The 23,883-nt window shown below is 44.3% G+C and carries 20 protein-coding genes and 1 tRNA gene; 8 read left to right on the top strand and 13 right to left on the bottom strand.

Annotated features, from left to right (window positions below; genetic code table 11):
- The first annotated feature begins 26 nt into the window (after positions 1-26).
- Positions 27-1,463 (top strand): SLC13 family permease, encoded by a 1,437-nt coding sequence (locus QME20_RS10345; protein ID WP_281715881.1) that lies wholly within the window; start codon positions 27-29, stop codon positions 1,461-1,463.
- On the opposite strand, the gene QME20_RS10340 is transcribed toward QME20_RS10345, so the two are convergent.
- Positions 1,450-2,346 (bottom strand): AraC family transcriptional regulator, encoded by an 897-nt coding sequence (locus QME20_RS10340; RefSeq protein WP_281715880.1) that lies wholly within the window; start codon positions 2,344-2,346, stop codon positions 1,450-1,452. The genes QME20_RS10345 and QME20_RS10340 overlap by 14 nt on opposite strands.
- A gap of 128 nt (positions 2,347-2,474) precedes the next feature.
- Between QME20_RS10340 and QME20_RS10335 the strand changes: the two genes are divergently transcribed.
- Together QME20_RS10335 and QME20_RS10330 are read left to right on the top strand one after the other, a co-directional pair.
- Positions 2,475-2,936 (top strand): YHS domain-containing (seleno)protein, encoded by a 462-nt coding sequence (locus QME20_RS10335; protein WP_281715899.1) that lies wholly within the window; start codon positions 2,475-2,477, stop codon positions 2,934-2,936.
- A 111-nt stretch (positions 2,937-3,047) separates the two neighbouring features.
- Positions 3,048-3,124 (top strand) — tRNA-Pro (locus tag QME20_RS10330).
- 151 nt (positions 3,125-3,275) lie between these two features.
- Here QME20_RS10330 and QME20_RS10325 read toward each other — a convergent pair.
- The 7 genes from QME20_RS10325 to QME20_RS10295 all read right to left on the bottom strand — a co-directional run bounded on the left by QME20_RS10325 (position 3,276) and on the right by QME20_RS10295 (position 10,501).
- Positions 3,276-3,446 (bottom strand): YrhK family protein, encoded by a 171-nt coding sequence (locus QME20_RS10325; RefSeq protein WP_230633717.1) that lies wholly within the window; start codon positions 3,444-3,446, stop codon positions 3,276-3,278.
- Between the two features lie 28 nt (positions 3,447-3,474).
- Entirely contained in the window at positions 3,475-3,924 is a 450-nt protein-coding gene (locus QME20_RS10320; protein WP_281715879.1) for a carboxymuconolactone decarboxylase family protein, read from the bottom strand.
- A gap of 48 nt (positions 3,925-3,972) precedes the next feature.
- Positions 3,973-4,785 carry a helix-turn-helix domain-containing protein gene (locus QME20_RS10315; RefSeq protein WP_281715878.1) on the bottom strand — a complete coding sequence of 271 codons (813 nt, stop codon included), beginning with the start codon at positions 4,783-4,785 and terminating at the stop codon, positions 3,973-3,975.
- A gap of 84 nt (positions 4,786-4,869) precedes the next feature.
- Positions 4,870-5,733: an alpha/beta hydrolase gene (locus QME20_RS10310; RefSeq protein WP_281715877.1), complete on the bottom strand. Its 864-nt coding sequence runs from the start codon at positions 5,731-5,733 to the stop codon at positions 4,870-4,872.
- Between the two features lie 144 nt (positions 5,734-5,877).
- Positions 5,878-7,230 carry a GAF domain-containing sensor histidine kinase gene (locus QME20_RS10305; protein ID WP_281715876.1) on the bottom strand — a complete coding sequence of 451 codons (1,353 nt, stop codon included), beginning with the start codon at positions 7,228-7,230 and terminating at the stop codon, positions 5,878-5,880.
- Complete coding sequence (locus tag QME20_RS10300) at positions 7,227-8,756, bottom strand: DUF3369 domain-containing protein (protein WP_039225303.1); 1,530 nt, start codon at positions 8,754-8,756, stop codon at positions 7,227-7,229. The genes QME20_RS10305 and QME20_RS10300 overlap by 4 nt, the downstream gene beginning before the upstream one ends.
- Before the next feature lie 242 nt (positions 8,757-8,998).
- Positions 8,999-10,501, bottom strand: coding sequence for a catalase (locus QME20_RS10295; RefSeq protein ID WP_039225577.1), 1,503 nt, complete (start codon positions 10,499-10,501; stop codon positions 8,999-9,001).
- Positions 10,502-10,730: 229 nt separating this feature from the next.
- Between QME20_RS10295 and QME20_RS10290 the strand changes: the two genes are divergently transcribed.
- A complete protein-coding gene (locus tag QME20_RS10290; protein WP_187446272.1) occupies positions 10,731-11,402 on the top strand; it encodes a nitroreductase in 672 nt (223 codons plus the stop codon).
- A gap of 146 nt (positions 11,403-11,548) precedes the next feature.
- On the opposite strand, the gene QME20_RS10285 is transcribed toward QME20_RS10290, so the two are convergent.
- From QME20_RS10285 to QME20_RS10270, 4 genes are all read right to left on the bottom strand, one after another.
- Entirely contained in the window at positions 11,549-13,432 is a 1,884-nt protein-coding gene (locus QME20_RS10285) for a bifunctional diguanylate cyclase/phosphodiesterase (protein ID WP_187446273.1), read from the bottom strand.
- Positions 13,433-13,579: 147 nt separating this feature from the next.
- Positions 13,580-14,686 (bottom strand): NADH:flavin oxidoreductase/NADH oxidase, encoded by a 1,107-nt coding sequence (locus tag QME20_RS10280; protein WP_014949897.1) that lies wholly within the window; start codon positions 14,684-14,686, stop codon positions 13,580-13,582.
- 65 nt (positions 14,687-14,751) lie between these two features.
- A complete protein-coding gene (locus tag QME20_RS10275; RefSeq protein WP_014976852.1) occupies positions 14,752-15,906 on the bottom strand; it encodes an iron-containing alcohol dehydrogenase in 1,155 nt (384 codons plus the stop codon).
- Between the two features lie 14 nt (positions 15,907-15,920).
- Positions 15,921-16,787 carry a type 1 glutamine amidotransferase domain-containing protein gene (locus QME20_RS10270; RefSeq protein WP_239219551.1) on the bottom strand — a complete coding sequence of 289 codons (867 nt, stop codon included), beginning with the start codon at positions 16,785-16,787 and terminating at the stop codon, positions 15,921-15,923.
- A gap of 108 nt (positions 16,788-16,895) precedes the next feature.
- Here QME20_RS10270 and QME20_RS10265 point away from each other — a divergent pair, with 108 nt between their 5' ends.
- Positions 16,896-17,804: a LysR family transcriptional regulator gene (locus QME20_RS10265; protein ID WP_014949894.1), complete on the top strand. Its 909-nt coding sequence runs from the start codon at positions 16,896-16,898 to the stop codon at positions 17,802-17,804.
- Positions 17,805-17,914: 110 nt separating this feature from the next.
- Here the strand turns inward: QME20_RS10265 and QME20_RS10260 are convergent, their stop codons facing one another.
- Positions 17,915-18,319, bottom strand: coding sequence for a phosphate ABC transporter substrate-binding protein (locus QME20_RS10260; RefSeq protein ID WP_014949893.1), 405 nt, complete (start codon positions 18,317-18,319; stop codon positions 17,915-17,917).
- Positions 18,320-18,482: 163 nt separating this feature from the next.
- On the opposite strand from QME20_RS10260, the gene QME20_RS10255 reads away from it, so the two are divergent.
- From QME20_RS10255 to QME20_RS10245, 3 genes are all read left to right on the top strand, one after another.
- Positions 18,483-18,734, top strand: coding sequence for a hypothetical protein (locus tag QME20_RS10255; RefSeq protein WP_014976849.1), 252 nt, complete (start codon positions 18,483-18,485; stop codon positions 18,732-18,734).
- A gap of 205 nt (positions 18,735-18,939) precedes the next feature.
- The gene (locus QME20_RS10250) at positions 18,940-20,859 is read left to right on the top strand and encodes a Cache 3/Cache 2 fusion domain-containing protein (RefSeq protein WP_187446274.1); all 1,920 of its coding nucleotides are present in this window, start codon (positions 18,940-18,942) and stop codon (positions 20,857-20,859) included.
- A gap of 226 nt (positions 20,860-21,085) precedes the next feature.
- Complete coding sequence (locus tag QME20_RS10245; RefSeq protein ID WP_187446275.1) at positions 21,086-23,734, top strand: M1 family metallopeptidase; 2,649 nt, start codon at positions 21,086-21,088, stop codon at positions 23,732-23,734.
- Positions 23,735-23,883: the final 149 nt, after the last annotated feature.

The following is a 23,883-nucleotide window of genomic DNA, read 5'->3' as shown; positions in this document are numbered from 1 at the left end:
TAAAGCTATTAGTAACGGGAAGCGCAATGCACACAAACTCTGAACCTTCTTCAGAAACTCTACAACGAAAGCCAACACGCAAAAACAGTATAATTCTATTTGCCTTTATCGCTTCAGTACTATGTGGCTTGGGATTGTGGGCCATTGATCAGCCCAGCGAGATCATTTTTACCGCAGCAATTACGCTATTTGTCGCTGTGCTCTGGGTGACTGAAGCGCTCCCTATTCCCGCTACCTCACTTTTACCCTTCGCGCTATTCCCGCTATTTGGTGTGTTGTCTCACAGCGAAGCTGCCTCTGCTCTCGGAAGCCACGTTATCATTCTATTAATGGCTGCTTTCATGCTTTCAAAAGGGTTGGAGCGCGCTAACTTACACAAGCGTTTCGCCATTTACATGTTGCGTATAACGGGCAGCGGCAGCCCGCTCAAACTGGTACTGGGCTTCATGTTAACAACCGCAGTACTCAGTATGTGGATTAGTAATACGGCAACAATCCTAATGATGTTGCCAATGGCTATCGCTATTATCAACGCAGTAGACAATCCGCGATTTGGCGTGGCGCTTATACTTGGTATCGCTTATTCGGCAAGCTTAGGTGGGGTAGGGACACCGATTGGGACGCCACCTAATATTATCTTTATGAGCGTGTATGAAGAAACCCAAGGTATTGAATACAGCTTTATCGACTGGATGAAAACAGGCGTACCAATTGTAATACTAGGCGTACCGATTATGGCTTTATGGTTAGCGCGCGGTATTAAACAAGTGGGGAACATCGATTTACCTGTCCCAGGCACGTGGACAAAAGCCGAGAAGCGTGTTCTTGCTATTTTTGGCACTGTCGCTTTAGCTTGGATTTTCAGACCTTTTTGGACTGCTTGGATAGGCATAAGCACAATAAGTGACAGTACTATTGCCGTAGCGGGTGTTGCGGCTATGTTCTTTACAAACAGCGGAAACGATAGCGGTGAAGTAGACGAAAAAGGAAACAACGACAAACTGCTTGATTGGAAAACCGCAAACGATATTCCGTGGGGCATGTTGTTATTGTTTGCTGGCGGTATTTGTATTGCCAAAGCATTTATGTCATCGGGCTTAAGTGTTCTTATGGGAACATGGTTAACGGGACTTTCTACGCTTCCTGTTCTTCTGTTGGTACTTGGAATTTGCTTGTTCGTTACCTTCTTGACGGAAATTACCTCTAACACGGCAACATCTACACTACTAATGCCAATTCTAGCGGCCGCGGGTATGGCTGTGGGCGTAGATCCTAAGTTGTTGATGATCCCCGCGGCAATTAGCGCAAGTTGCGCTTTTATGCTGCCAGTAGCTACAGCGCCTAACGCCATTGCATACTCAACGGAAAAGTTCGACATAAAAACTATGGCCAGAGAGGGGGGGGTGCTAAACGTGTTAGTTGCACTGGTAGTAACTGGGGTGTGTTACGTTACGCTGGCCTAGCTTGAACGCGCTTTTGTGAAGGAGATACGCCAATCTCTCTTTTAAAAGCCTTTGAAAAAGAAGCTTCCGTTTCGTAACCATATTGGTTTGCAATGGTAATTAACGGCTTGTTGCTTTGGATTATTTCTGTGCAGGCACAACGCAGGCGCCATTGCGTTAGGTATTTAATTGGAGTTACGCCTGCACAGGCTTTGAACTTTGCTGCGTAGTTAGATTTAGACATATTCGCAATACTCGCCAGCAATTCTACGTTCCAATGTTGTTCAGGCGCGTTATGCAGCGCTTGAAGGCTATTTGCTATGGCCGGATGCAGTAGAGCCCCTAAGGTTGATGAGTACTTGCTCATTAAATGCTTCACAATCAAAAGGAATACAACCTCAGCGATTTTGTTTAGCAGAACCGACGAAGTGAAGGTTGAGTCCGACACTTCTAACGACGCGCTGATAAGTAACTGCAGACTTTCATGTAGCACTCTACTTTCTTTTGATGCTTTTTTAATTATCCAAAATTCTGGCAGTTCTTTTGTTATTACTCTCATTAAAGGGTGCTGATACTCGAAGTAACCGCAAAGTAGCACCGGGCCTTCAGCTCCTAGTTTCTCGCTAACAGGAATAGAGCTTGCGCTAACATTTTTGTAAGTGTGAGTTTTTGTAGGGCTTAAAAGGTGTGGGCTATCAACAGGCAGTAAAACCATGTCGCCTTTTTCTAACAGAACTGGGCCGTCGTCGTTACGGTGTAAGTAGCATTGACCGTGAGTTACGGCGTGAAAATTAATAAAGCCGGTGCCAGAAGTGTCAATTTGCCAGTTACCGCAATATTGTCCGTTGTGAAATACATTGGTGGTTATTTGAAGTTTGTCAAAAAGGCTTTCTAAATTTTTCATGGTGTTTTGGACAAGTATTTAAGCGTTTGGAGCATGTTTGTATAAGACCGAAGTACGTACCATATTCTTCGAACTTATACAGAGATAGTGTGAAAACACTCGAAACACCAATGTGGAGAAGAAATAGCATGAGAGCATTCTTAAAAGGTAGTTTATTTGCAGTTTCACTAATTGCTAGTGGCGCGGTATTCGCTGGCGTTGATACAGAGACCGACGAAAACGGAATTATTTTAGCCGGGCACGACGCTGTAGCTTATTTTACTGAAGGTAAGCCAGTGCTGGGTAAAGCGACTATAACGGCTGTCCACAACGACGCAATTTACCGATTTTCATCGCGGAAAAATAGAGACATGTTTGTAAGCAACCCAGACAAATACGTACCAGCGTACGGCGGCTTTTGTGCCTACGGAGCAACGTTTGGTAAGAAATTCGAAATAAACGGCAAAGCGTTTGAAATTGTTGATGGCGTACTTTACGTGAATAAAGACGAAAGTGTATACAAAGCATGGGCCAAGAACATTCCTACTCATATAGATGAGGCGAATGAAGAATGGCCAGAAATCAAAGATGTAAGTGCAGACGACTTGTAATAAGCTTCGTTTTAGATGGGTTTTGATTACCAAATAATCGTTTAGGCGGTTATTTGGTTTTTTTACATTGCAAAGTCGTTGAAATTGAGTAGACTTGTCGGCTCTTTCGGTCGGTGTGTAGCGCAGCCTGGTAGCGCACTGTCATGGGGTGTCAGGGGTCGGAGGTTCAAATCCTCTCACACCGACCAACTTCTCTCTCCCCATTCAATGGCTTATGCCATATATATCTCAAAGTAAAATCGAAACTCACTTTTCTTGTACCAATATACAGCAGTAAATTTAGCTCAATAAAAGAGTGCATACTTGTATATACACTCTTAAACATTATTAGCGCAAAGCCTAGTTGGTTTTAATGCTCAAGATGTCGAAAAGCATCAATAGAGAACCCGCCATAAATAACCATACTCCAGCGGTTGCAAATTTGCTGAAGGCTGGCAAGAAAAGGGTACTTCCCCAAAAAAAGCACAAGCAGGCGGCTACACCCAATTTGTTATTTTGTACTTGTTTCATGATAGTCATTTTCACGTCTTCCTTACTACTAAATAGAAGGTTGAAACTGAAGGCTTACTGAAATACGGTTCCAGCTATTAATTTGAAGAATAATAGACGTGAGTTCTATCAGCCCTTCTTTTCCGAAGGTGCTTTCTACACTGTTATACATTTCTTCAGTAATAGTGGAAGAGTGGATAAGCGTTAACGCTTCCGTCCACGCTAATGCTGTTCTCTCTTCAAAACTGAAGCAATTTAGCTCTCTCCATGCAGACAATACATCAAGCCTTGACTGATTTTCATCAGACTCTCTCGCTTCTTCGGCGTGCATGTGTTGGCAGAAGCCGCACTGATTAATTTGTGACGCACGAAGCTTAACTAAATGTATGAGTTTATGACTTAAAGTACTTTTGACTGAAGGCTTAACCAAGCCTGTGAGGTGCTCAAGAATATGGGGATATTCAGAATATAGCTCAGATTGTGTAATACGTTTTTTCATAGTGATCTCCTTTAAACTGCGGAGAACTATAAAGTCTAAGCAAAACGCTTAATTGTAAATTTGCGACAACTTTCGCTTTCTATACTGAAGGGGCGTTTCCAGCGCGAAATCACTAAACGAATGTGTAAAGTGCGCTTGGTCGAAGTAACCACATGCCAATGCGACGTGGCTCAGCGCTTCAGAATTTGAGGTTAATAACGATCGAGCATGGCGTATTTGAGCAAATTGATACAGTTTGTTTGGCGAGAAACCAAAGTTAGTGCGAAATTGGCGCTCCAGCGTTCTTCGGCTGACGCCGAACTGATCGGCAAGATGTTGTGGGGGCACCAGTAAATTCATCGACTGATAAAGCATGCGCTCCCATTTCTGAAAGGCTCCATCAGTATTTTCTGCTAGCTCAATCAACCAGTGCTGTATTGCTAAGCACTGCTGGCTAATAGTTTTTCCAATAAGATAGGCTTGCAGTCGTTGATAGGAATCACGCTGCTTAACCATAGCCAACGCGATGTCGATTTGTTGGTTTTTACTGTCATCAAAGGTTAAACCGAACAAGTATTTCAAGGCACCGGGCCTAAATCTTACACTTATTTGCCTACAAGCCAGTTCCCACGGCATGGCGCAGACCTGAGTATGGTAAAACAATTGTGCTTCACAGTTAGTTTGATCGAGATAAAAAGTCAAACTAGCACCTGCATCGGGATAAAATTTTTCGTTTAGCGTTGTAGCTGAGCCTTCAGGGTTATCAATCACCCATATGCATTGTACAAACCGTTTTATGGAAGCAGCAGGGGTCACGAAACCAATATCAATCTGCTTAAAGCTAGCGGCAGGAATAATTTCGTTGTAGGTTGAAGCGTCCATAAACGTTGGTTGCGAGTCTAGAGTTAAATCAGTGAAGCTTTATATTACCCCTGTCGCGTGCCGCATCAAGACAAAGTTTCACGTTTAGTTAGCGTAGCGACCTAAAAAGCTTGTTATAGATTTCACCACGGCTTCAGCACTTTCAATTTGCGGATAGTGCCCAATTTGCTCGATCTCAACTACGTCTGCATTGGGAATGAGTTGTTTGTACCGCGCCACCATATGCGCGCCAGAGATTGGATCAGCCATACCTGCGGTTAGTCGAAGAGGGGCATTGGCATTTTGCAGTGCACTTACCCAGCGCTTTCGGTATTGTTTTCGCTGCTTCATATAGTCCAAAAGCAAGTGCATGTGTTGGTGACCACTATTTGCACTGATAAGTGTCCAAAAATCATCGATGTCTTGATCTGAAGGAGGTGTGTTTGGGCCAAATATGTTGTGCATACTTTTTCGAATTGCATTTTTGTTTAAAAAGCGAATGAGTAGACCACCAAATGGAGAGAGCAGTAGCTTTTGAATGGGCAGAGCTCGATGTGTCTCAGGAAAAAGGCCACCATTAAGTAAGTGCAGCGATTCGATGCGAAAGGCAAGGTCGTTTTCCAGTTGCTGCGCCATCATTTCTTGCGCAACCGTATCACCGTAATCATGAGATAGAACATGGGCACTTGTGATACCTAAATGCCTTATTACCTCACTTATCGTGTCTGCTTGCTCCTTAATTAAGTATTTTTTTGGTGACTTATCGCTAAAACCAAACCCCGGCATATCGAGCGTCACGCATTGATACTTGTTTGTAAGTGCTGGCCATATTTTAGCCCAATCAAAACTTGCGGTGGGGTATCCGTGAATGAGTAATAGTATTGGTCCCGTGCCTTCTGTTTTATAAAAAACTTGCTGACCGTCGACGTTTAAAAAGTGGCCGGAACTTCGCCATTGTGAAAGTTGCATTTCTACATGCCTTGTTATGCTTTTGTATTTAGCTTGCCCAGCCTTTGATGTTAGGTCTGTCGTGAGGGCGACATTCTAATAATGTCGCGCGCTGCACAGGGAATTTATAACGCAGGGTATAGGTAGTGGAAAATGAGAGGCACGCTAGTCTTCAACCGGAATACAGACGGTTACTTTCGTTCCCTCTCCAGGGGTTGATTTTAAGTCAATCTCACCGTTAAATTTTTGTCGTACTAAGTTGTATAAAATATTTAGGCCCAGCCCTGTACCGCCTTTATCACGAGCCGTGGTGTAAAATGGCTCGAATACCTTCTTGTGAAGTGCCTCTGGTATACCCTTGCCATTGTCTTGTACGCTAATCACAATGCCTTTGGCATTTTTACTGCAGCTCACACTCACTCTATTTACGTCGTTATTTACCGATGGACCAAAAGCGTGACGCTGAGCATTCGATATTAAATTTGTTAGCAATTGGGCAATTATACCGGGGCAGGTGGTTATCACTAAATTGGGCGTAACGTCTATGCTTAGCTCGACTTGTTCTTTGCGAAGCATGGGTTTTAAAGGGTTACAGACTCTAGGGATATATTCGTCTAATGCAATTTCTTCTATTTCTAACGACGTTTGGTCAGCAGAAGTGCGCTTAAAGTCTTGTACTAAATTCGCTGCCCGCATCAGGCTCGTTTCAGCCAAGTTTAGCCCTTCAGAGCAAATAGCTTCGAAGTCTTTAAAACCCTGCTCGGTTAATTCATCGTTTTCGAAGTCTCGATAGATGCCTTTTAGTTCTTCTTTGCAGTTACTGACGGAGGTAAGTGCAATGCCTAACGGCGTATTAACTTCGTGAGCAATGCCTGCGACTAGATTTCCTAACGCCGCCATTTTTTCTGACTCGACGAGCTTTTCTTGTGCGGCCTCAAGTTCAGCCGTGCGGTCTATTACTTTTTGCTCAAGGGTTTGGTTGGCCTCAATTAGCCTCTGCTCGTAATCTGCGCGCTCATTTGCACTCACTGCACGCCCGTAAAGGTCTGCCAGTGACGCCGCAAATACAACTTCATCGGCATACCATTCACGGGCTTTGCCTTGATGTTCACAGCAAATTATCCCAATCATTTTGCCGCGGTGGCGAATAGGGACATCAAGCATAGAGCTAATCCCAAGCGGCGTTAAATACACTTCTGCAAATTCAAATGTTGCAACATCTGTTAATGCGTCGTGGGCCGCAATGGTTCTCTCTGAATCTAGCGCCTCGAAATAATGAGGAAAGTCTTTTCGGGTAAGTACTAAGCTTTCGTGGTCTAGGTCATTACCCTTATCAATGAGCAATGTGCACTGTACCAGTGTTTGTATTTCATCATACAACCAAATGCCAGCTCGAGTAATTTGCAAACCCTCACACACCGAGTTGATAATAAGTCTAGAAGCAACGTCTAATTCACCTTTATCAATATCTGCGCTTTGGCTAACGCGTAATAAGATTAGTTCTAGCGATTCTTTCATTCATCTTCGTCCGGTTCTGTGGCTCGGATTTCAAGGATCCTGTCGAAGTGCTCTATCATAATGTGGGTGATTAGCGGATCGAATTGTTTCCCGGAATTCTCATGAAGATAGGCTTTTACTTCCTCAGGACTCCATGCCGGTTTATAGCAGCGCTTAGATAGCAATGCGTCGACAACGTCGACAATTGCCATAATACGACCCTCCACGGGAATGTCGTCTCCAGCTAATCCTTCAGGGTAACCTTGACCATCCCACCGCTCATGATGCGTTTTCGCAATGATAGCGCCCATTTTAGCAACGATGCGATCAGATCCCGCAAGTAGCTCGTAGCCTTTTTGTGCATGGGTCTTCATGATCTCCCATTCTTCTGGGTCGAGTTTGCCCGGCTTATGTAAAATAGTTTCAGGAATGCTAATTTTACCCACGTCATGAAGTGCGGCTGAATACCGTATGGTCTCAATAAACTCTCGGCTCATGTGAAGCTTTTCAGAGAGAAATTCGGTCATAAGAATGACCCTTCTCACATGGCCACCGGTCTCTTTACTCCGCATTTCGATTGCGTCGCTAAGCACCATAATGAGTTCTTTTTGGGTTTTTTGTATGTCTTCTTTTTGCGTGAGATTTTGGAATATTACCGCCACATTAGAGGCAAACATCTCTAAGGTCTTGCGCTGCAGAGCATCCAGTGGATGATCTAACTTAACATACAAGATGTTGTGGCTATCTTCTCCAGTAGGGTAGTAGCCGATGAATAAATCTTTAGACTGATAGTGACTTTTGCTTTCTAAGACTTGTTTGATTTCTTCTTCGATGGTTTCAGGAATTCGGCTAGAAATTCCTGGTTCGCATAATCCAACTAGATCGCCGCTGGCACCCAGCACCGTCATGGTGGTATCGCCATATAAATCGGTGTGCTGAGTAGACAAGTAAAGTACAGAGTTGTTTAGGTTAAGCAGTGTAAGTGTCTGTTTCAACACTGCGGTGCCAAATTGGGCTAAAGACTGGCTTGCTAAAACGGAAGACGAGGATTTTAAAACGTCTTCCATACCGCGCTTACCTTGCTCAATAGTCTGAATATCCCGATACGACCTTATTGCTGTGTACACACAAGACTTAAGTTTAAGCGATGATAATTCAGTTTTGGCTTTGTAGTCGTTTATGTCGTAACGCCTGATTACCTCTTCTTCCGGCGCCTGACCAGGTTGACCTGTTCGCAGAATAAGGCGGGCGGTATGGTTATTGAGCTCGTTGCGAATGGCCTCAACCAAATTCAAACCCGCATCGTCAGTTTCCATCACCACATCAACGAAAGCGAGAGCGATGTCTGGATTTGCTTTGAAAAGTGCTAGGCCTTCAGCGCCACTGTGAGCTGATAGAAATTCAACCCCGCGTTTTTCGAAATTAAATTTCCGCAGAGTGAGTTTAGTGACCTCATGTACGCCTTCTTCATCATCGATTATGGCTATTTTCCATGGAGCTTGGCGAGAGGTGGATTGTTCTGTTTTTGACTTCTTAAATAACGACATACATAGCGCTATAAACGTTTAGATACATTAAACGTAAGCCATAATTTTCAATCTCGCAAACTTACTCGGCAAGTTTTGTTCTAAAGTTCAATGAGCATATTTTGATGACAGAAGTCTCTTAATCATCGGTTAGACGTGTTTAAGGCAAGTATTAAAAATATGCCATGTTTGTTAAATTGTGGAGCCCAGCAGATTCCAGTAAGAGAAAACTGCTGGGCCGCGATACCTTACAACAATAGCGTTTAGCTATCTTCGATAGGGGTATTTTCAGTAATCGGTACCGTATTTACGTCGGTATCTAAGCTTTCTACCGCATTTCGTACGCCTGCGGCGTAGTCTGGATGTACCTTTTCTAGCACGGCGTACCAACGCTCTTTTACGCTATCTGAGCACGGGCCCATTGCGGCAGCGTAGTTTTTATACAGCCGTTCTTTTTGATCATCAGAAAACATCTCATACAATTTTCGCGGCTGCACATAATCCACATCTGCTTCATCTTGATGATATCTATCAGCGTCTCCATCAATGCGAAGCGGAGGCTCTTTCACTGAAAAGTCAGCCACCGGACCTTCGTATTGATTGGGCTCATAGTAGGCGTCAGGGTTACCAAAATCATTGGTAAAGAAGCGCATTGCGCCGTCTTTGTGATAGTGGTTTACCTTGCTATTTTTCGGCGCGTTAGCGGGGAGTGCTTCATAGTGTGTGCCCAAACGATAGCGATGGGCATCAGCATAAGAAAATATGCGAGCCTGAAGCATTTTGTCAGGGCTAAAGCCAATACCAGGGACAACATTTGACGGACTGAATGCTGCGTTTTCTATCATTTGAAAGTAGTTTTCTGGATTTCTGTTCATTTCCAGTTCGCCAACTTCAATAAGCGGATAGTCATCGTGCGGCCACACCTTGGTTAGGTCGAACGGGTTATAGCTTTGCTGTCCTGCTTCCTCTTCTGGCATGGCCTGAATGTACATTGTCCATTTTGGGAAATTGCCTTCTTCAATGGCGTTATATAGCTCTTCTTGATATTTTTCCCGAGTGCTTCCAATGATTTTTTCAGACGTTTCATTGGTGTAGTTTTTAATGCCTTGTTGAGTTTTGAAATGGAACTTCACCCAATGACGCTTGCCTTCCTTATTCCACATGCTGAAAGTGTGGCTGCCATAGCCGTTCATGTGCATAGGTGACACCGGAATACCACGGTCTGACATTAAAATGGTAACTTGGTGCACGCTTTCTGGCTGTGCAGCCCAAAAGTCGAACATGGCTTCTGGTGAGCGCAGGTTAGTTTTCGGATGGCGTTTTTGCGTACGAATAAAGTCAGGGAACTTGTATCCATCGCGAATGAAGAAGATAGGAGTATTATTACCTACCATATCCCAGTTGCCTTGTTGTGTGTAAAACTTCAAGCTAAAGCCTCGCACGTCACGCTCGGTATCAGCTGCGCCTGATTCTCCTGCTACCGTAGACCACCGGCTTAATACTTCAGTTTGTTTACCCACTTCTGAGAATAAGTCAGCGCATGTGTAATCGGTAATGTCGTGCGTGACCGTAAATGTGCCCTGTGCACCCCAGCCTTTCGCGTGAACGACACGTTCTGGAATTCGTTCGCGGTTTTGATGCGCTAACTTTTCGATTAGTTGATAATCTTGTAAGAGGGCGGGGCCGCGCTCTCCTGCTGTTTTAGTGGTTTCGTTACTTACTACGGGGGCGCCTGCCGACGTGGTTAATTGCGGTTTCTTAGCCATTATAAAACTCCTTTCGTATGCTTTTTTTGAAAGCCAAACTTCCATAAACATCATGTGTGCCTGACTCATGACATGCTTTTGCTACGCACTGCTAAATGAAAGGGTTTACAAACTTCTATATATATCTATAAAAACAAACAATCTGAATTAGGTTTGCCACCTATTGAAGAGCAAACTCGTCGTGTTTACTCTAACTTAACAAGTTCAATTACCGCGTTTAAGGAAGTGTATGAATTTTGCCGAGTTTGCAGCATCAAGAAAGAGTGTTAGAGGGTTCACTAAACAGCCCGTTACTAAGGAAACAGTAAACGCGATTATCAACGCAGCGAAGTGGGCGCCATCGTCCTATAACACGCAAACCTGGAAAATTCATGCAGTAACAGGCGACGTGCTTGATAAAATTCGTGAAGGCAACACCAAAAATACACTTGAAGGTAAACCGCACGTTCGAGACTTTCCCTACAAAGAGGACTACGAGGGGATTCACCGTCAGCGTCAAATTGATGTAGCCATACAGCTGTTCGACGTAATGGGAATAACCCGAGAAGACAAGGAGAAGCGTATGGATTGGATGATGCGCGGCTTTAGGCAGTTTGATGCACCCGTTTCTTTGGTGCTTACCTATGACAAGGCTTTAGAGCCAGCAGGGATCACCCAGTTTGGTTTAGGGTCGCTGGCGTATGGCATTGTGCTAGCTGCATGGGACTTAGGGCTTGGTTGTGTTATCAATGGTCAGGGCATTATGCAGTCCGATGTTGTACACAAGCACGCTAACATCCCTGATGATGAGGCCATTATGATTTGCATAGCTTTAGGCTATCCAGACCCAGAGTTCGCTGCAAACGAGGTTCGCTCAACTCGCGCCAACAACGAAGAGTTTGTGACGTATCACGGGTTTTAGCGTTTTTCGATTTAGGCAGATTGTTATTTTTTCAGCAAGCCAATGCTGCGTTAAGCCATCGGCATGAAAATGTCCGTTTGAAATATCATGAGCTTCTAAAACGGTGCCTTCACAACGGAACATTTCCGAATTTTTAGTGTAAGTGGTTACTTTGTTGGATGATTACTTAAAAATCGTTCTATCTCGGGCGCGGGGAGTGGCTTGCTCCAATAATAGCCTTGCCCCAAGTCACATCCCATTTTTATTAGCTTTTCTAAAGCGGGTTTACTTTCAATACCTTCAGCTACCGCTTTCATGCCAAGGCTGTCGGCAATGCTGATTATTGCTGCAACTAAAGGTGCGTCGTTTTCCCCAATGCCTAAGGTGTTGATAAAAATGCGGTCTATTTTGAGTTTGCGAGCGCTAAATGTCTGTAGATAATTTAAATTAGAGTAACCGGTACCAAAATCATCAATAGCAAAGTGCACGCCTAACGATTTAATGGCTTCGAGTTGTTCACCAGTGGTGCCATTTTCATCCGCGAGTATGGTTTCAGTTAGCTCCAGCTCTAAAAATTGCGGTGCTAGTTGTGAGTTTTGCAAGGCCTGCTCAACGACCGCAGGGAGCGTACCATCTTTGAATTGTGCAAAGGATAAGTTTACGGCAACCGTAAGATTAGTATGACCGTTTTCATGCTGTTTAGCGCAAAATTCACAAGCCTGGTTTAACACCCACGCACCAAGAGGGATGATCAGGCCACTGCTTTCCGCTAAAGGTATGAACTTGTCGGGGAATATCATTGATCCGTCTTTCTGAGGCCATCTCAAAAGCGCCTCTACTGCTTGAACCTCGTTAGAGGCAAGGTCTATCAAGGGTTGGTAGTACACCTCGAATTCATTGGCATGTACGGCCGGGCGCAAACGCTGAATAAGTGTGAATTTTTCATCGTTTTCTTCGTCAAAGCGCACGTCATAGTATTCGTATCTATTTCTGCCGTTGCGTTTCGCTTCGTACATGGCAATATCAGCTTTTCGGCACAGCTGTTTAAATTTAATTCCGTCATAAGGCGCTTGTGCTACACCAATTGAACCCGAGACTACCACTTTGGTTTGCAGCACTTCGAATTCGTTCGAACACCACGTAATTAAGTTCTTACATAAGTCATCGATTTCAGATTTGTCTGATATTTCTGGCGCCAAAACAATAAACTCATCGCCACCGAAGCGTATTAAACTTTGCTTTGTGGATAGGTGGTCGGTGATGGTTTGAGATATTTTTTGAAGAAACCGATCGCCCGCAGCATGGCCAAGAGCGTCATTCACGGGTTTAAAGTTGTCTAAGTCTATGAACAGCAGCGCGAGCTGAAGCCCTTTTTCTTCACTCTCGCGTAGCTTTTCGTTGAAAAGTCGCTCGCCCAAAATCCTATTTGGCAAGTTTGTGAGCGGATCGTGATGTGCTAAGTGCTGGATATGTGCTCTATTTTGCTCAACTTTAGACACCTCTTGCTGCAGTGACTGCATAAGCCGACGAATATCCTGTATCAAAATAAAAACGCTGAAGCCCGTAATAACGTAAATAACCATGATGAAGAGCACGTGAGACCAGCTCAAAATAGGCGGGTTTGGTGTTACTACATCGTGCATAATCAACCACGTAAGCGTAATGCACTGAAGAAGCACTAAAGATAAAACGGTGCCAAATAGGGCAATTCCACCTAATAAAGCCGCAAATATGATGACGCCAGGGTAGCCAATCATGGCGATATCAAATACGCCTGCACCTGTTGCGGATAGGGCAAACAGCATTGACGACATAGCGCCTAAAAGTAGGTAACTGCTGGTGGTAACGTAATACTTGTATGCGAGCGAGCCAGTGACGATTAATGAGAACAAGCCCAGTAAAAAGATATCAAAAGTTATGCCTCTCGCGACCAGAGACGAAGCGAAAAGCCCGAAGCCTGTTACCGCGCTTATTTGAATGACACGGCGCCTTCGGAGTGACGTTAGATCAGCAAGCTTTGCTGATGAGGAAAAAAAATCTTTAACCTGCATTCTTCCAAATCTTGAAGGAGGTTTATAGCAACCTTAAACCTAACTTGGAAAAAAGCAAGTACAGAGACGCAACGTTATACGTTATTGGCAAAAGACGAGGAAAAACACAGCAGTGCTCGAACACACTGCTGCCTGTAAAGTCAATAACTACCTTTCGTCTGATGGTGCGTAACGCTCCAACCAGTGTGCATATGGTGCAGGCATTACCCAAGATGGTTTTTCAACGCCTAGCTTTTTCGCTGCAAAATAAGACCAGTGTGGGTTAGTAAGATGCATTCTACCTACCATAACAACGTCAAGTTGTTGGTTTTCAATGGTATCATTGGCGAGCTCTGGTGTGTCTACTCCCCACGCTGTAGCAACCGGGATTCCGGCTTCATCACGTACCTTTTTAGCAATTGGAGCAAGGAAAGCCGGGCCCCAAGGAATATTCGCATCAGGTGTGTTAAAGCCAACGCTAACGCTAACGAAATCAGTACCAATTTCTTTGAACTGTTTTACAAGTTCGATAGACTCGCTCAACGTCTGTTCGTCATCACCATCGTATTCGATAACGCCAAAGCGTACGGTAAGCGGTAGGTTTTCAGGCCAAACCGCACGCACTGCGCTCAGTGTTTCAAGTAAGAATCGGCCACGGCCTTGCGCATCACCGCCGTATTCGTCGGTACGCTTATTGGCGTGCTTCGAGAAAAAGCTTTGAGCCAAATAACCGTGGGCAAAATGCAGTTCAAGCCACTCGAATCCAGCTTCAAGCGCGCGCTGGGCACCTTTCACAAAGTCACTCTTAACGCGCTCAATATCGGCTTTGGTCATTTCTGTAGGCGTAACAGGTAAGTGTGCCCCAAAGGCTTCTGCCGAAGGTCCAATAGGCTGCCACCCTTTTTCTTCACTTGGCTGAATGTGGTCATCACCTTCCCAAGGGCGGTTAGCACTCGCTTTGCGCCCGGCATGTGCAATTTGAATTCCAGCAACAGCGCCTTGGCTTTTTATACGATCAGCAACATTTTTTAAGCCACTAACGTGTTCATCTTTCCAAATACCTAAGCAATTTGGCGTGATACGTCCTTCTGGCGAGACGGCGGTTGCCTCAACGATAACCAATCCAGCACCGCCTCGGGCAAATGACTGGTAGTTTGCTTCATGCCACTGGTTTGTAAACCCATCTTCTGCAGAGTATTGGCACATAGGAGGCACAGCAATACGATTGCGAAGCGTCACGTCTTTTAACGAAAATTGTTCAAATAATGCAGTCATATTTCTCTCTTTCTAAATAAACAAAAAAGCACTCAGCGAAGGCTGAGTGCTTTAGAATCTAGGGGTTATGCCGCGAGAGTTAGAATTTCACGGGCTTTAGCAAGATCGATGTCACCATGCTCGCCAAGCGCTGTTAAGCCGTTGCGTTCAAGGTTCTCGATTAGCCCATCAATGGCAGACTTTTCAATGTTGTGGTCTGACAGGCGGGTTTTAACCTGCATAGTTTCAAAAAAGTCCTGAACCGCTTTTATGGTTAAGTCGATGGCCTTTTCTTTGTCATTTTCCTGAATGCCAAACACGCGCTCACCTAGCTGCAGAATTTTTTCCTGCTTTTTGTCACGCTGCACGAACATTAACGACGGTAGAACAATTGCTAAGGTCACGGCGTGATCTAAACCGTGTAACGCAGTAAGTTCGTGACCTATCATATGTGTGCCCCAGTCTTGCGGTACACCTTTACCGATTAATCCGTTAAGCGCCATTGTTGCTGACCACATTACGTTTGCACGCACATCGTAATCTTCAGGCGTCGCTAACGCTTTAGGACCTTCTTGAACTAAGGTTTGTAAGATTCCTTCTGCAAAGCGGTCTTGAAGCGGTGCGTTTACAGGGTAGGTAAGGTATTGCTCAATCACGTGAACAAAAGCATCAACCACGCCGTTTGATACTTGACGTGGTGGAAGTGAATAGGTGAACTCAGGATCGAGTACGGCAAAAACAGGCTGAACTGTTTCAGAAGAAAACGCGCGTTTTTGCGACGTTTCTTTTCTGTTTACTACCGAGTTACCGTTACTCTCAGACCCTGTCGCAGGTAAAGTAAGTACTGCGCCAATAGGTAATGGATTTTCAAATGCTGCACCTTTAACAAGTATGTCCCACGGATCGCCTGCAAAGTTAACGGCAGCAGCTACAAATTTCGCGCCATCAATAACACTTCCACCGCCAACCGCAAGAATGAAGTTCACGTCATTTTCACGGGCGACATTCACAGCTTTCATCAGTGTTTCAAATTCTGGGTTTGGTTCAACACCCTGAAATTCAATAACTTCAGCACCTGCTAGTGCAGTCGTTACTTTATCGTAAATACCATTTTTCTTAATTGAGCCGCCACCGTAGAGGAAGAGGACTTTTGCTTGTTTCGGCAAACGTGAAGACACTTCACTTAGTTGCCCTTTGCCGAACAAAATTTCGGTTTGATTCTTAAACGTAAAATTAAGCATAGTGTTGCCTGTCCTTAATTAGATTGTGAATTTAACTGTTGTAAAAGCTTTTCAGCTAACAGTTCATCAGAAAACGGGTTTTGGCCTGTAATAAGCTCACGGTCTACTACTACATTGGGCGCCCACATTTCTTTGAATTCCATCTTGCCACCCGCTTGCGCCATGGCGTCTGCTGGGTAATACAATAACGTTGCGTCGTTTAACGTGCTTTCAAAATAGGCCTCTTCCGGTGTGGAGAAGATTGTCATTTTGTAGCCATCATAAATCCAACTCTCAGATGAGGCTTGCTCACCGGATTTCAATGCCAGTTCAAAAGCCTGCGGGTTAGATTGCCCAGAAAGTAAGGCGATTGGGCCATGGCAGATAGCGGCAGTAGGTTTTCCTTCACTGTGAAAGTGAGACAAAATTTCACCCACTTGAGGATTGTTTGCTAGGTCGATAAGCGGTGCATGACCGCCTGGAATGAATACGCCTTCAAACTCTTCTAGCCCTTGTCCAATCACTTCGCTCAATGACAGCGTGTCATCAATGCCTTCTATTGACGCTACAAACGTTTGAATGTCTCGCATTTGCGATTCGCCGCCATCAAAGTATTGCGGTATTACTGACTTTTTATCTACAGATGGCGCATTGCCTTTTGGCGTGGCCAATACCAGTTTGTAGCCTGCGTCTACCAATGCTTTTGCCGGCACACCAAACTCGTTAAGGTAATAGCCTGTAGGCTCTGTTTTGCCATCTGCAAGTTGCATTACATTTTCACTTGAAAGTAGTACAAGTATTTCGCCTTTACCGGCATTCGCAGCTTTAACGTCTGCCGCATAGGCCGACTGTGATAAACCCGCAATAATGGCGAGCGATAAAATTGATGATGCTGATTTCATGTGCAGCTCCTGTCGCATTAGAAAGTGCGTGTATCTTAGAGAGGTTGGCTTACATCGAGAAGTCAGATAAATTGTGATGAGTCATCAAAAATCTGATGGGTAGGGATTATGTCTTACTTAACACAGTTAAAAACCTTTGTAGAAGTTTATCGAAGCGGCAACATTACACGTGCTGCAGCTCGCCTTCATATGTCTCAGCCAGCGGTCACTTCTCACATACAAGCCATGGAGAATATTGTCGGTAAAGAGTTGTTCATAAGAAAAGCGAGAGGCGTTGAGCCAACGGCTATCGCTGATGACTTGGCGCTGCAAGTCGCCAGTCACATTGATACGTTAGAGCAGAAAGTGGCTTCTATTCGCAGTCGTGCTTCCACCGATCACGGCACGTTACACCTAGCGGGCCCTGCGGAGTATCTCAGTCTGGTGGCAGGTCCGGCACTCGCTAACTTGCTTCAGGCCGATAAAGTGAATTTAGTGATCCATACCGGCAACAAAAGTAATATTTATCATTTGTTGGAGAACGATGTAGCGGAACTTGCCATTACGGCCTCTGAGCCCACTGATGCGATGTATGAATATCAGAAGTTAGATAAAGAGCGCTTAATCTTAGTGATGAACCGTGTGCAGGGAAAGTTGCTGGGAGAAAGAGAAATATCGGCAGCGCTACTAAACCAACATAAAGTAGTGACGTATGATGAACAGTTACCGCTTGTTCGGCGATACTTTTCGGAGGTATTTAATGCCGCGTGTGAGTCGCCTGTCGCGGCTGTTTGCCCCGATATAAGAGCAATAAGTAGTATTATCAAAGCGGGAATTGGTTATTCCGTTTTGCCTGACTACTTATGTAAAGAAGGTATTGCAAAAGGCGAATTGGTCGCGCTGGGCAAGCCAGGCCCAGAAAATGATGTTTATTTAGTGTGGAAAAAGGGAGCGCTTCGTCATCCTAGGGTCGACTTCGCCAAAGATGTCATAATGGCTTTTGCAAACATTAACTATCTTTCGACACTTCCTGATTGAAGCTAGACGCCTAAAAAGGGCGACGCATTTAGACAAGGCGTCGCCAATTGTTCCTAGATTAAATAACTAGGGCTTGTTGGTCTTTGCTGAATATTAAACAACAGCAGGCCCTAAAATGTACCGACAACTTTTACCGTGCCATCAACTTTACCTTCATCCACAAAACCTATGGTATTGGGGTTGGTCGCGACAAGATTTAACATCTCATCCTCAGTTGCTATCATTTCAGGTGGTGTGCCTCTGCCAGTAAACACAAGCTTCGACCAGAATGCAGAGTATTGTGATTCAGATTTTCCAAGCACATTATTATTAAAAGCGTCTCTGATATTATTACCTTGTTCGAAGGTAAGGGGAATTGCGCGACTTCCATCGGGAAATGCTTTTACTTTCCCCAAATATATTTTCTTGACGGTATCGATATCGATCCCAGAATTGTTATTGGCATTTATTATCACGGCTGTACCGGCATAAATCGGCGCCGACATTAAAAAGCACAGGGCTGCAACTATCTTCATTGATATTACCTTCGTTCTTAACTCGCTAACATCGAGGCAAGCATGCTAGTGGTTTATACCCAAGGGCGACGCGCCCTCACGAAAGTATAACCGAGATTTACAATTTGTCGCATTTCGACAAAAGGTGAAATTTGAAGGATCCTAAAACATACAAAGAGAAATTATGGCAAAACCTAATGCAAAAGGGCCGGTCAGAACCGTGCAAATTTATTGCTCCAAGTGCAAATTCCAGCTATTTAAATATCGAAAAGGCGGCAAAGGCGCGTTGGTTAAATGCTTTAAAGAGAGAATAGTTGAGGACTTTACTCATGAAGAAGGAATATGTCCTTCTTGTGACGCACAGTTTGCAAGAAATGCCTTAATTCGAGGTGCACCGGCACTGAAAATTGTTGGCACAAAGGTGACCATGAAGTAGCACAGACTGATAATCGGTTGTTAATTGGACAACTTTTTTAAAATATAAACGTTTGGATAATTTGCTCTTACGTAATTTTTGCCTAAATTAATATAAAGGGATTACAGCCTCAAGCCGTTGTGCTGTTTGGTAAAAAATTTAAGGCTGAGGTTAGAAAGCGCAACGGAATGGCTTTGTATTAAACGTCTACACATCGAGATGATAAATGTCCATTCAAAGAAAGTTTCTATTTTCTATTTCTGCTGTTATCGCTTTGTTCGCTTTAATTGTTGCCGTGGCAACGGTTATCACCACTTCCTCAAATGTTTCAAACCTTGTTCAAGAGCAAAAGAAGAACACCGCCGATCGTTTAGTGAATATTCTTACTGTGACTGACTCTATCATGCTTGAACGCGTCAAAAGCAGTATGGCGTTGCTTAAGCAACGAGGTGAGGCAATCGGTGAACCCAATCAAACCGATATTGTTTCCGTTAAAAATACGCAGGCTCGGCAGCTAAGGTTGGGCAATGCGGAGCAAGCCAACACATTCGATTTGGTCGATAACCTGACAAGCGTAATGGGAGGCACCGCCACGCTTTTTAGTAAAACAGGAGACGACTATATTCGCGTGAGTACCAATGTCATTAAAAATGGCGAGAGGGCGATTGGCACTAAGTTGGCCCCTGATGGCAAGGCGATCAAAAAGATTAATCAGCAGGAAGCGTATTACGGTGCGGTTGATATTTTGGGTAGCCCTTATTTAACAGGTTACGAGCCAATGTTTAACAGCAGTGGTGACGTTGTGGGCATCTGGTATGTGGGATACTCAGCCGACCTTAACGTATTAGAGCAAGCCATTAAGCAAAGTCACGTGCTAAAAGAAGGCTTTGTTGCCCTTCGTGATGCAAAAGGTAACATTCGCATGCATTCCGCACATGTGAATGATCGGCAGGTGGCCGACGCCCTTCAACCTAATGATGACTGGGTTGTAGAAGTGGTACCGTTTTCGCCTTGGGGGTACGATATTATATTAGTGGCGTCGACGTCAGAAAAATCGGCTATGGTTCGAAGCTCTGTGTTGGTTGTTGTACTTAAAATCGTATTGGCGAGCGTGGGAATTTTGATCACCATTTGGTTGCTCGTTAAGTATATTGTTGGCAAGCCACTTGAAGAATTCATTGGGGTAGTAAACAACTTGTCTTCTGGTGAGGGAGATTTAACGTTCCGTTTTCAGGCATCAAGAAGCGACGAGTTTGGCACCATGGCAAGAGCGTTTAATGGGCTTCTTAGCCAGTTACAAGACACGTTGCAGAGTGTGGACGAAGCCACCGACCACATGCTAGCAAAGTCAGAAAGGTTAAATGCAACAGCTTTGCAATCCAAAGATACCGTTTCACAACTTAGCCGAGAAACGGAGTCAATTAATAACGCCATTTCATTAATGCAGCAGAATGCACAAACTGTGTCGTCAACCATTCGCAGTTCAAGTGAAGCGGCACACGCTGCCGATCAAGATACGCGAAACAGCGTAAGCGTTCTGGCGCAAACCATTAAAGACATCCAGTCTCAGGCAAGCGATGTGGACGCGTCAGTACAGGTTATCACTGAGTTGGCTCAGGCAAGTGAAGAAATTAGCGGTGTAATGGAAGTTATCAGGAATATCGCAGAGCAAACGAATCTACTTGCGCTCAATGCAGCTATTGAAGCGGCTCGCGCTGGTGAGCAGGGACGTGGCTTTGCCGTTGTCGCTGACGAAGTCCGCTCGCTAGCAAGCAGAACGCAGTCTTCCACGGAAGAAATTCGCAATATGATTGAACGCCTTCAGCAAGGTAGCCGCGTGGCTTCTGAAAAAATGCAGCAAAATAAAGAAACCGCCTATAAAACCGTGGACACCACAAAACATGCTGGCGATTCGTTAAAGCAGGCGCTTGACGCTGTTGCACGCATCACAACGTTAAACCGAGACGCTGCCACAATGGCTGAAGGACAAACAGAGGTTGCTAACGATGTTAATAAAGGGGTAAGCAGTATTCAACAGGTGGGCAATGCCAATACTACCTATGCAAAAGAAGTGGTAGATAACTGTGAAGCCTTAGTTCAGCAAGTTAAGCAAATGCAAATGCAGTTGCGACGATACCATTTCTAGAGTTGCTGGCTTATTCAATCGACTTGGCTGTTAGCAGGCAGCGAAGCAGAAACAAGATAAATCGCCAGAGTCAATGTACGCTGAAATGCACAATTCTTGCGGTTGACATGAATAGTAACAATTTGAACCAATGCCAAAAGGGCTTTAGATTGCTAAGGCCCTTTTTGATATTTATTCTTACCCATGGATGAATATAGGGATTTTCCCATAACATGGATAAACCATAATGAAACAACTATCTACACTAGCTGGTGTGGTTGCGAGTGTTTTTGCATTCACATCGCTATCGACAACAGCAGTAGTGGCGCAAGAAGCGCAAACTGCATCTGCAGTCGTATCTCCCGCGAAAAAGACGCTTGCTGATGTTGAATACCGCTTACCGTCAACAATCGCTCCCACTTTTCAACGCATTCACTTAAATATAGACCCTGACAACCCTACATATTCTGGAAAAACGAATATTGATGTAACGGTTAAAACCCCAACTAAGAAAGTGGGCTTTTATCAGCAAGATTTGACCGTAACTTCTGCGCGTTTAGTGTCTGGAAGCAGCAGCTTTCCTCTAAATGTTACGATTGAAGAATACGACATCAATTGGGGCGAATCGCAAAATGAGATTGCGCCTGGGAAGTATACGTTAGAGATTACGTTTGAAGGGAAAGTGAACACGTCTTCAGATGGCATGTATCTGTCACGTTTTGAAGAGACCAACTATATATTTACCCAGTTTGAAGATATGCATGCGCGAAAAGCGTTTCCAAGTTTTGATGAGCCAAACTTCAAAATTCCTTATCAAATGACCATCAGTTCTCCTGAACATCAGGAAATAGTGGGTAATACACCTGTTGAAAAGGTGACAGTGGAAAACGGCATAAAAACCGTAGTGTTTGAAAAAACTAAGCCCATGCCGACTTATCTTATTGCCTATACCGTAGGGCCTTTTGATAGTGCTGAAATTTCTGGGCTGTCGGTGCCAGGAAAAATATACGTTCCAAAAGGGTATGCCGATAAAACCAAATTTGTTATCAAACACATCCCAGAAATCCTAGCCTCGCTAGAAGATTTTTTCGGTATCAAGTACCCCTATAAAAAAATGGATTTTGTTGCCGTACCCAACTTTACCCACGGTGCAATGGAAAACGTAGGTTTAATTACCTATCGCGATAGTTTGTTACTGCTAGAAGATAACCCAAGCGTCACAGAGCGTTCACGACCGCTAAATGTTATTGCGCATGAACTTGCTCATCAATGGTTTGGCAACTTGGTAACAATGGCGTGGTGGGATGACCTATGGCTGAACGAAGCGTTTGCGTCTTGGGCTGCAAGTCATACTATGAAAACCTTGTATCCAGAGTTGAACTACGCCGATCGCATAGTACAAGAGGGAGCATTTGGTGCAGATGCTAGTCCCACGGTGAAACCTGTCAAAAAAGTAGTGAAAAGTCAGCCAGATGTGATGGATGGGTTGGGCTTGAACTACTCAAAAGGTGAATCAATTTTACAAATGATTGAATCGCTAATTGGTACAGAAAAGTTTCGTGAAGGTGTTCAAAACTACATGAATACCCATGCTTGGGGTAATACCGTAGCAGATGATTTGTGGCGCGCCCTAGATGAAGTGTCTGATTTCAACTTAAGCGCCATGATGAAAGCTTACTTGGAACAGCCGGGCTACCCACTTATTCATATTTCAAAAGATGGCAAATTAACCCAGTCCCGTTTTCACCTTGCTGGCGCGACCGTGGAAGATAAGACATGGGCAGTTCCTTTAAAGCTGACTTATCAATCAAACGGAAAAATACTAAACGAAGTGGTTTTTATTGATAAAGAAACCACAGTTTTACCTCAGCTTGCTGAAGCAGACTGGGTGTTCCCTAATGACAATGCAACAGGTTACTTCCGTTGGTCAATTGAACCAGCTCAGCTAAACGCACTGCTAAACAACATTGATGCGCTAAATAAGCGTGAAAAGAAAAATGTGCTATACAACTACCAGGCGCTGTTAAACGCAGATCAAGTAGGTGTAGACAGTGTGATGAAGGTGCTTAATAGCTTGGCAAAAGATGATGACCCTGCGGTCATTCGTGCGGCTGTTGGGGTGTTAGCTGAGTTTAGTTATTTAGTAAATGAAGACAATAAAGCCGCATATGCAAAGCTTCTAAATCAAAATTATATGCCTTTGTTAAACAAACTTACCTTGTCTCAAAGTGAGCAGGATAACGCAGATGTCATTCGCCTGCGTAACCAGCTATTCAGCTTACTGGGTACTCATTCGAACAATGATCAACTTGTTGAACAAAGCGTTAAAATAGCGAAACAGTACCTTGCAGATACTAGCAGTGTTCCTTCCGGTATTGCCGGTACAGCAATTGAAATTGCTACGCGAAATAGTGAACAAGGCGAGCAGGGCACATGGTTTAATACAATTGTAGAGGCTTTTAAAAAAGCACAGTTGCCAAATGTGAAAAGCACGCTGGTGTATTCGATGTACTTTGAAGACAAAGCGACCGTCTTTAAAATGTTAGATTTAGCGCTTACCGATGATATTACGCCTGCAAATACCATGTATATGGTGGTGAGAGTGGCACGTAACTTAGACGATCATACGCTATTGTACGAGTGGCTTAGTAAGAATAAAGACGCGCTACTAGCAAAAATGCCTGATTACCATGTAAGCAGAATGCCGGAATTTGTTTCAACAACCTGTTCGGCTGAAAACTTAGAAATGGCCAATGCGTTCTACGCGCCAATTAGCGAGACCTATCAAGGAATGGCACGCGGTGTCGAAATTATGCAGGACGAGTCTCAACAGTGTATGCGGCTGAAATCTGCATTTCAGGCAGACTTTAACGCCTTCTTAAACGAGCAGTTATAGGCAACAACGAAAAGGCGTTTACCCAGCGCTTTTTGTCCTAAAGTTATAATTGAAAGAGCGTCCACTAGGCGCTAATGCCGATCAGTTAAGAATTTAATGATCGGTTGACCGATCTTTTTAAGGCTTCAAAATCCGGTATCAGGTAACTG

The organism is Alteromonas sp. CyTr2, assembly GCF_947311905.1.
GTDB lineage: Bacteria > Pseudomonadota > Gammaproteobacteria > Enterobacterales > Alteromonadaceae > Alteromonas > Alteromonas macleodii.
The sequence above is the reverse complement of the archived record's forward strand: the minus strand, read 5'-3'. Positions and strand labels throughout refer to the sequence as shown.

Excerpts from the sequence above, each read along its gene's own strand:
- QME20_RS10255 (WP_014976849.1), top strand. The coding sequence starts at position 18,483 with ATGGCAAAACCTAATGCAAAAGGGCCGGTCAGAACCGTGCAAATTTAT.
- QME20_RS10265 (WP_014949894.1), top strand. The coding sequence starts at position 16,896 with ATGTCTTACTTAACACAGTTAAAAACCTTTGTAGAAGTTTATCGAAGC.
- QME20_RS10270 (WP_239219551.1), bottom strand. The coding sequence starts at position 16,787 with ATGAAATCAGCATCATCAATTTTATCGCTCGCCATTATTGCGGGTTTA.
- QME20_RS10325 (WP_230633717.1), bottom strand. The coding sequence starts at position 3,446 with ATGAAACAAGTACAAAATAACAAATTGGGTGTAGCCGCCTGCTTGTGC.
- QME20_RS10340 (WP_281715880.1), bottom strand. The coding sequence starts at position 2,346 with ATGAAAAATTTAGAAAGCCTTTTTGACAAACTTCAAATAACCACCAAT.
- QME20_RS10260 (WP_014949893.1), bottom strand. The coding sequence starts at position 18,319 with ATGAAGATAGTTGCAGCCCTGTGCTTTTTAATGTCGGCGCCGATTTAT.
- QME20_RS10335 (WP_281715899.1), top strand. The coding sequence starts at position 2,475 with ATGAGAGCATTCTTAAAAGGTAGTTTATTTGCAGTTTCACTAATTGCT.
- QME20_RS10250 (WP_187446274.1), top strand. The coding sequence starts at position 18,940 with ATGTCCATTCAAAGAAAGTTTCTATTTTCTATTTCTGCTGTTATCGCT.
- QME20_RS10320 (WP_281715879.1), bottom strand. The coding sequence starts at position 3,924 with ATGAAAAAACGTATTACACAATCTGAGCTATATTCTGAATATCCCCAT.
- QME20_RS10285 (WP_187446273.1), bottom strand. The coding sequence starts at position 13,432 with ATGCAGGTTAAAGATTTTTTTTCCTCATCAGCAAAGCTTGCTGATCTA.
- QME20_RS10290 (WP_187446272.1), top strand. The coding sequence starts at position 10,731 with ATGAATTTTGCCGAGTTTGCAGCATCAAGAAAGAGTGTTAGAGGGTTC.
- QME20_RS10295 (WP_039225577.1), bottom strand. The coding sequence starts at position 10,501 with ATGGCTAAGAAACCGCAATTAACCACGTCGGCAGGCGCCCCCGTAGTA.
- QME20_RS10345 (WP_281715881.1), top strand. The coding sequence starts at position 27 with ATGCACACAAACTCTGAACCTTCTTCAGAAACTCTACAACGAAAGCCA.
- QME20_RS10300 (WP_039225303.1), bottom strand. The coding sequence starts at position 8,756 with ATGTCGTTATTTAAGAAGTCAAAAACAGAACAATCCACCTCTCGCCAA.
- QME20_RS10280 (WP_014949897.1), bottom strand. The coding sequence starts at position 14,686 with ATGACTGCATTATTTGAACAATTTTCGTTAAAAGACGTGACGCTTCGC.
- QME20_RS10305 (WP_281715876.1), bottom strand. The coding sequence starts at position 7,230 with ATGAAAGAATCGCTAGAACTAATCTTATTACGCGTTAGCCAAAGCGCA.
- QME20_RS10275 (WP_014976852.1), bottom strand. The coding sequence starts at position 15,906 with ATGCTTAATTTTACGTTTAAGAATCAAACCGAAATTTTGTTCGGCAAA.
- QME20_RS10245 (WP_187446275.1), top strand. The coding sequence starts at position 21,086 with ATGAAACAACTATCTACACTAGCTGGTGTGGTTGCGAGTGTTTTTGCA.
- QME20_RS10315 (WP_281715878.1), bottom strand. The coding sequence starts at position 4,785 with ATGGACGCTTCAACCTACAACGAAATTATTCCTGCCGCTAGCTTTAAG.
- QME20_RS10310 (WP_281715877.1), bottom strand. The coding sequence starts at position 5,733 with ATGCAACTTTCACAATGGCGAAGTTCCGGCCACTTTTTAAACGTCGAC.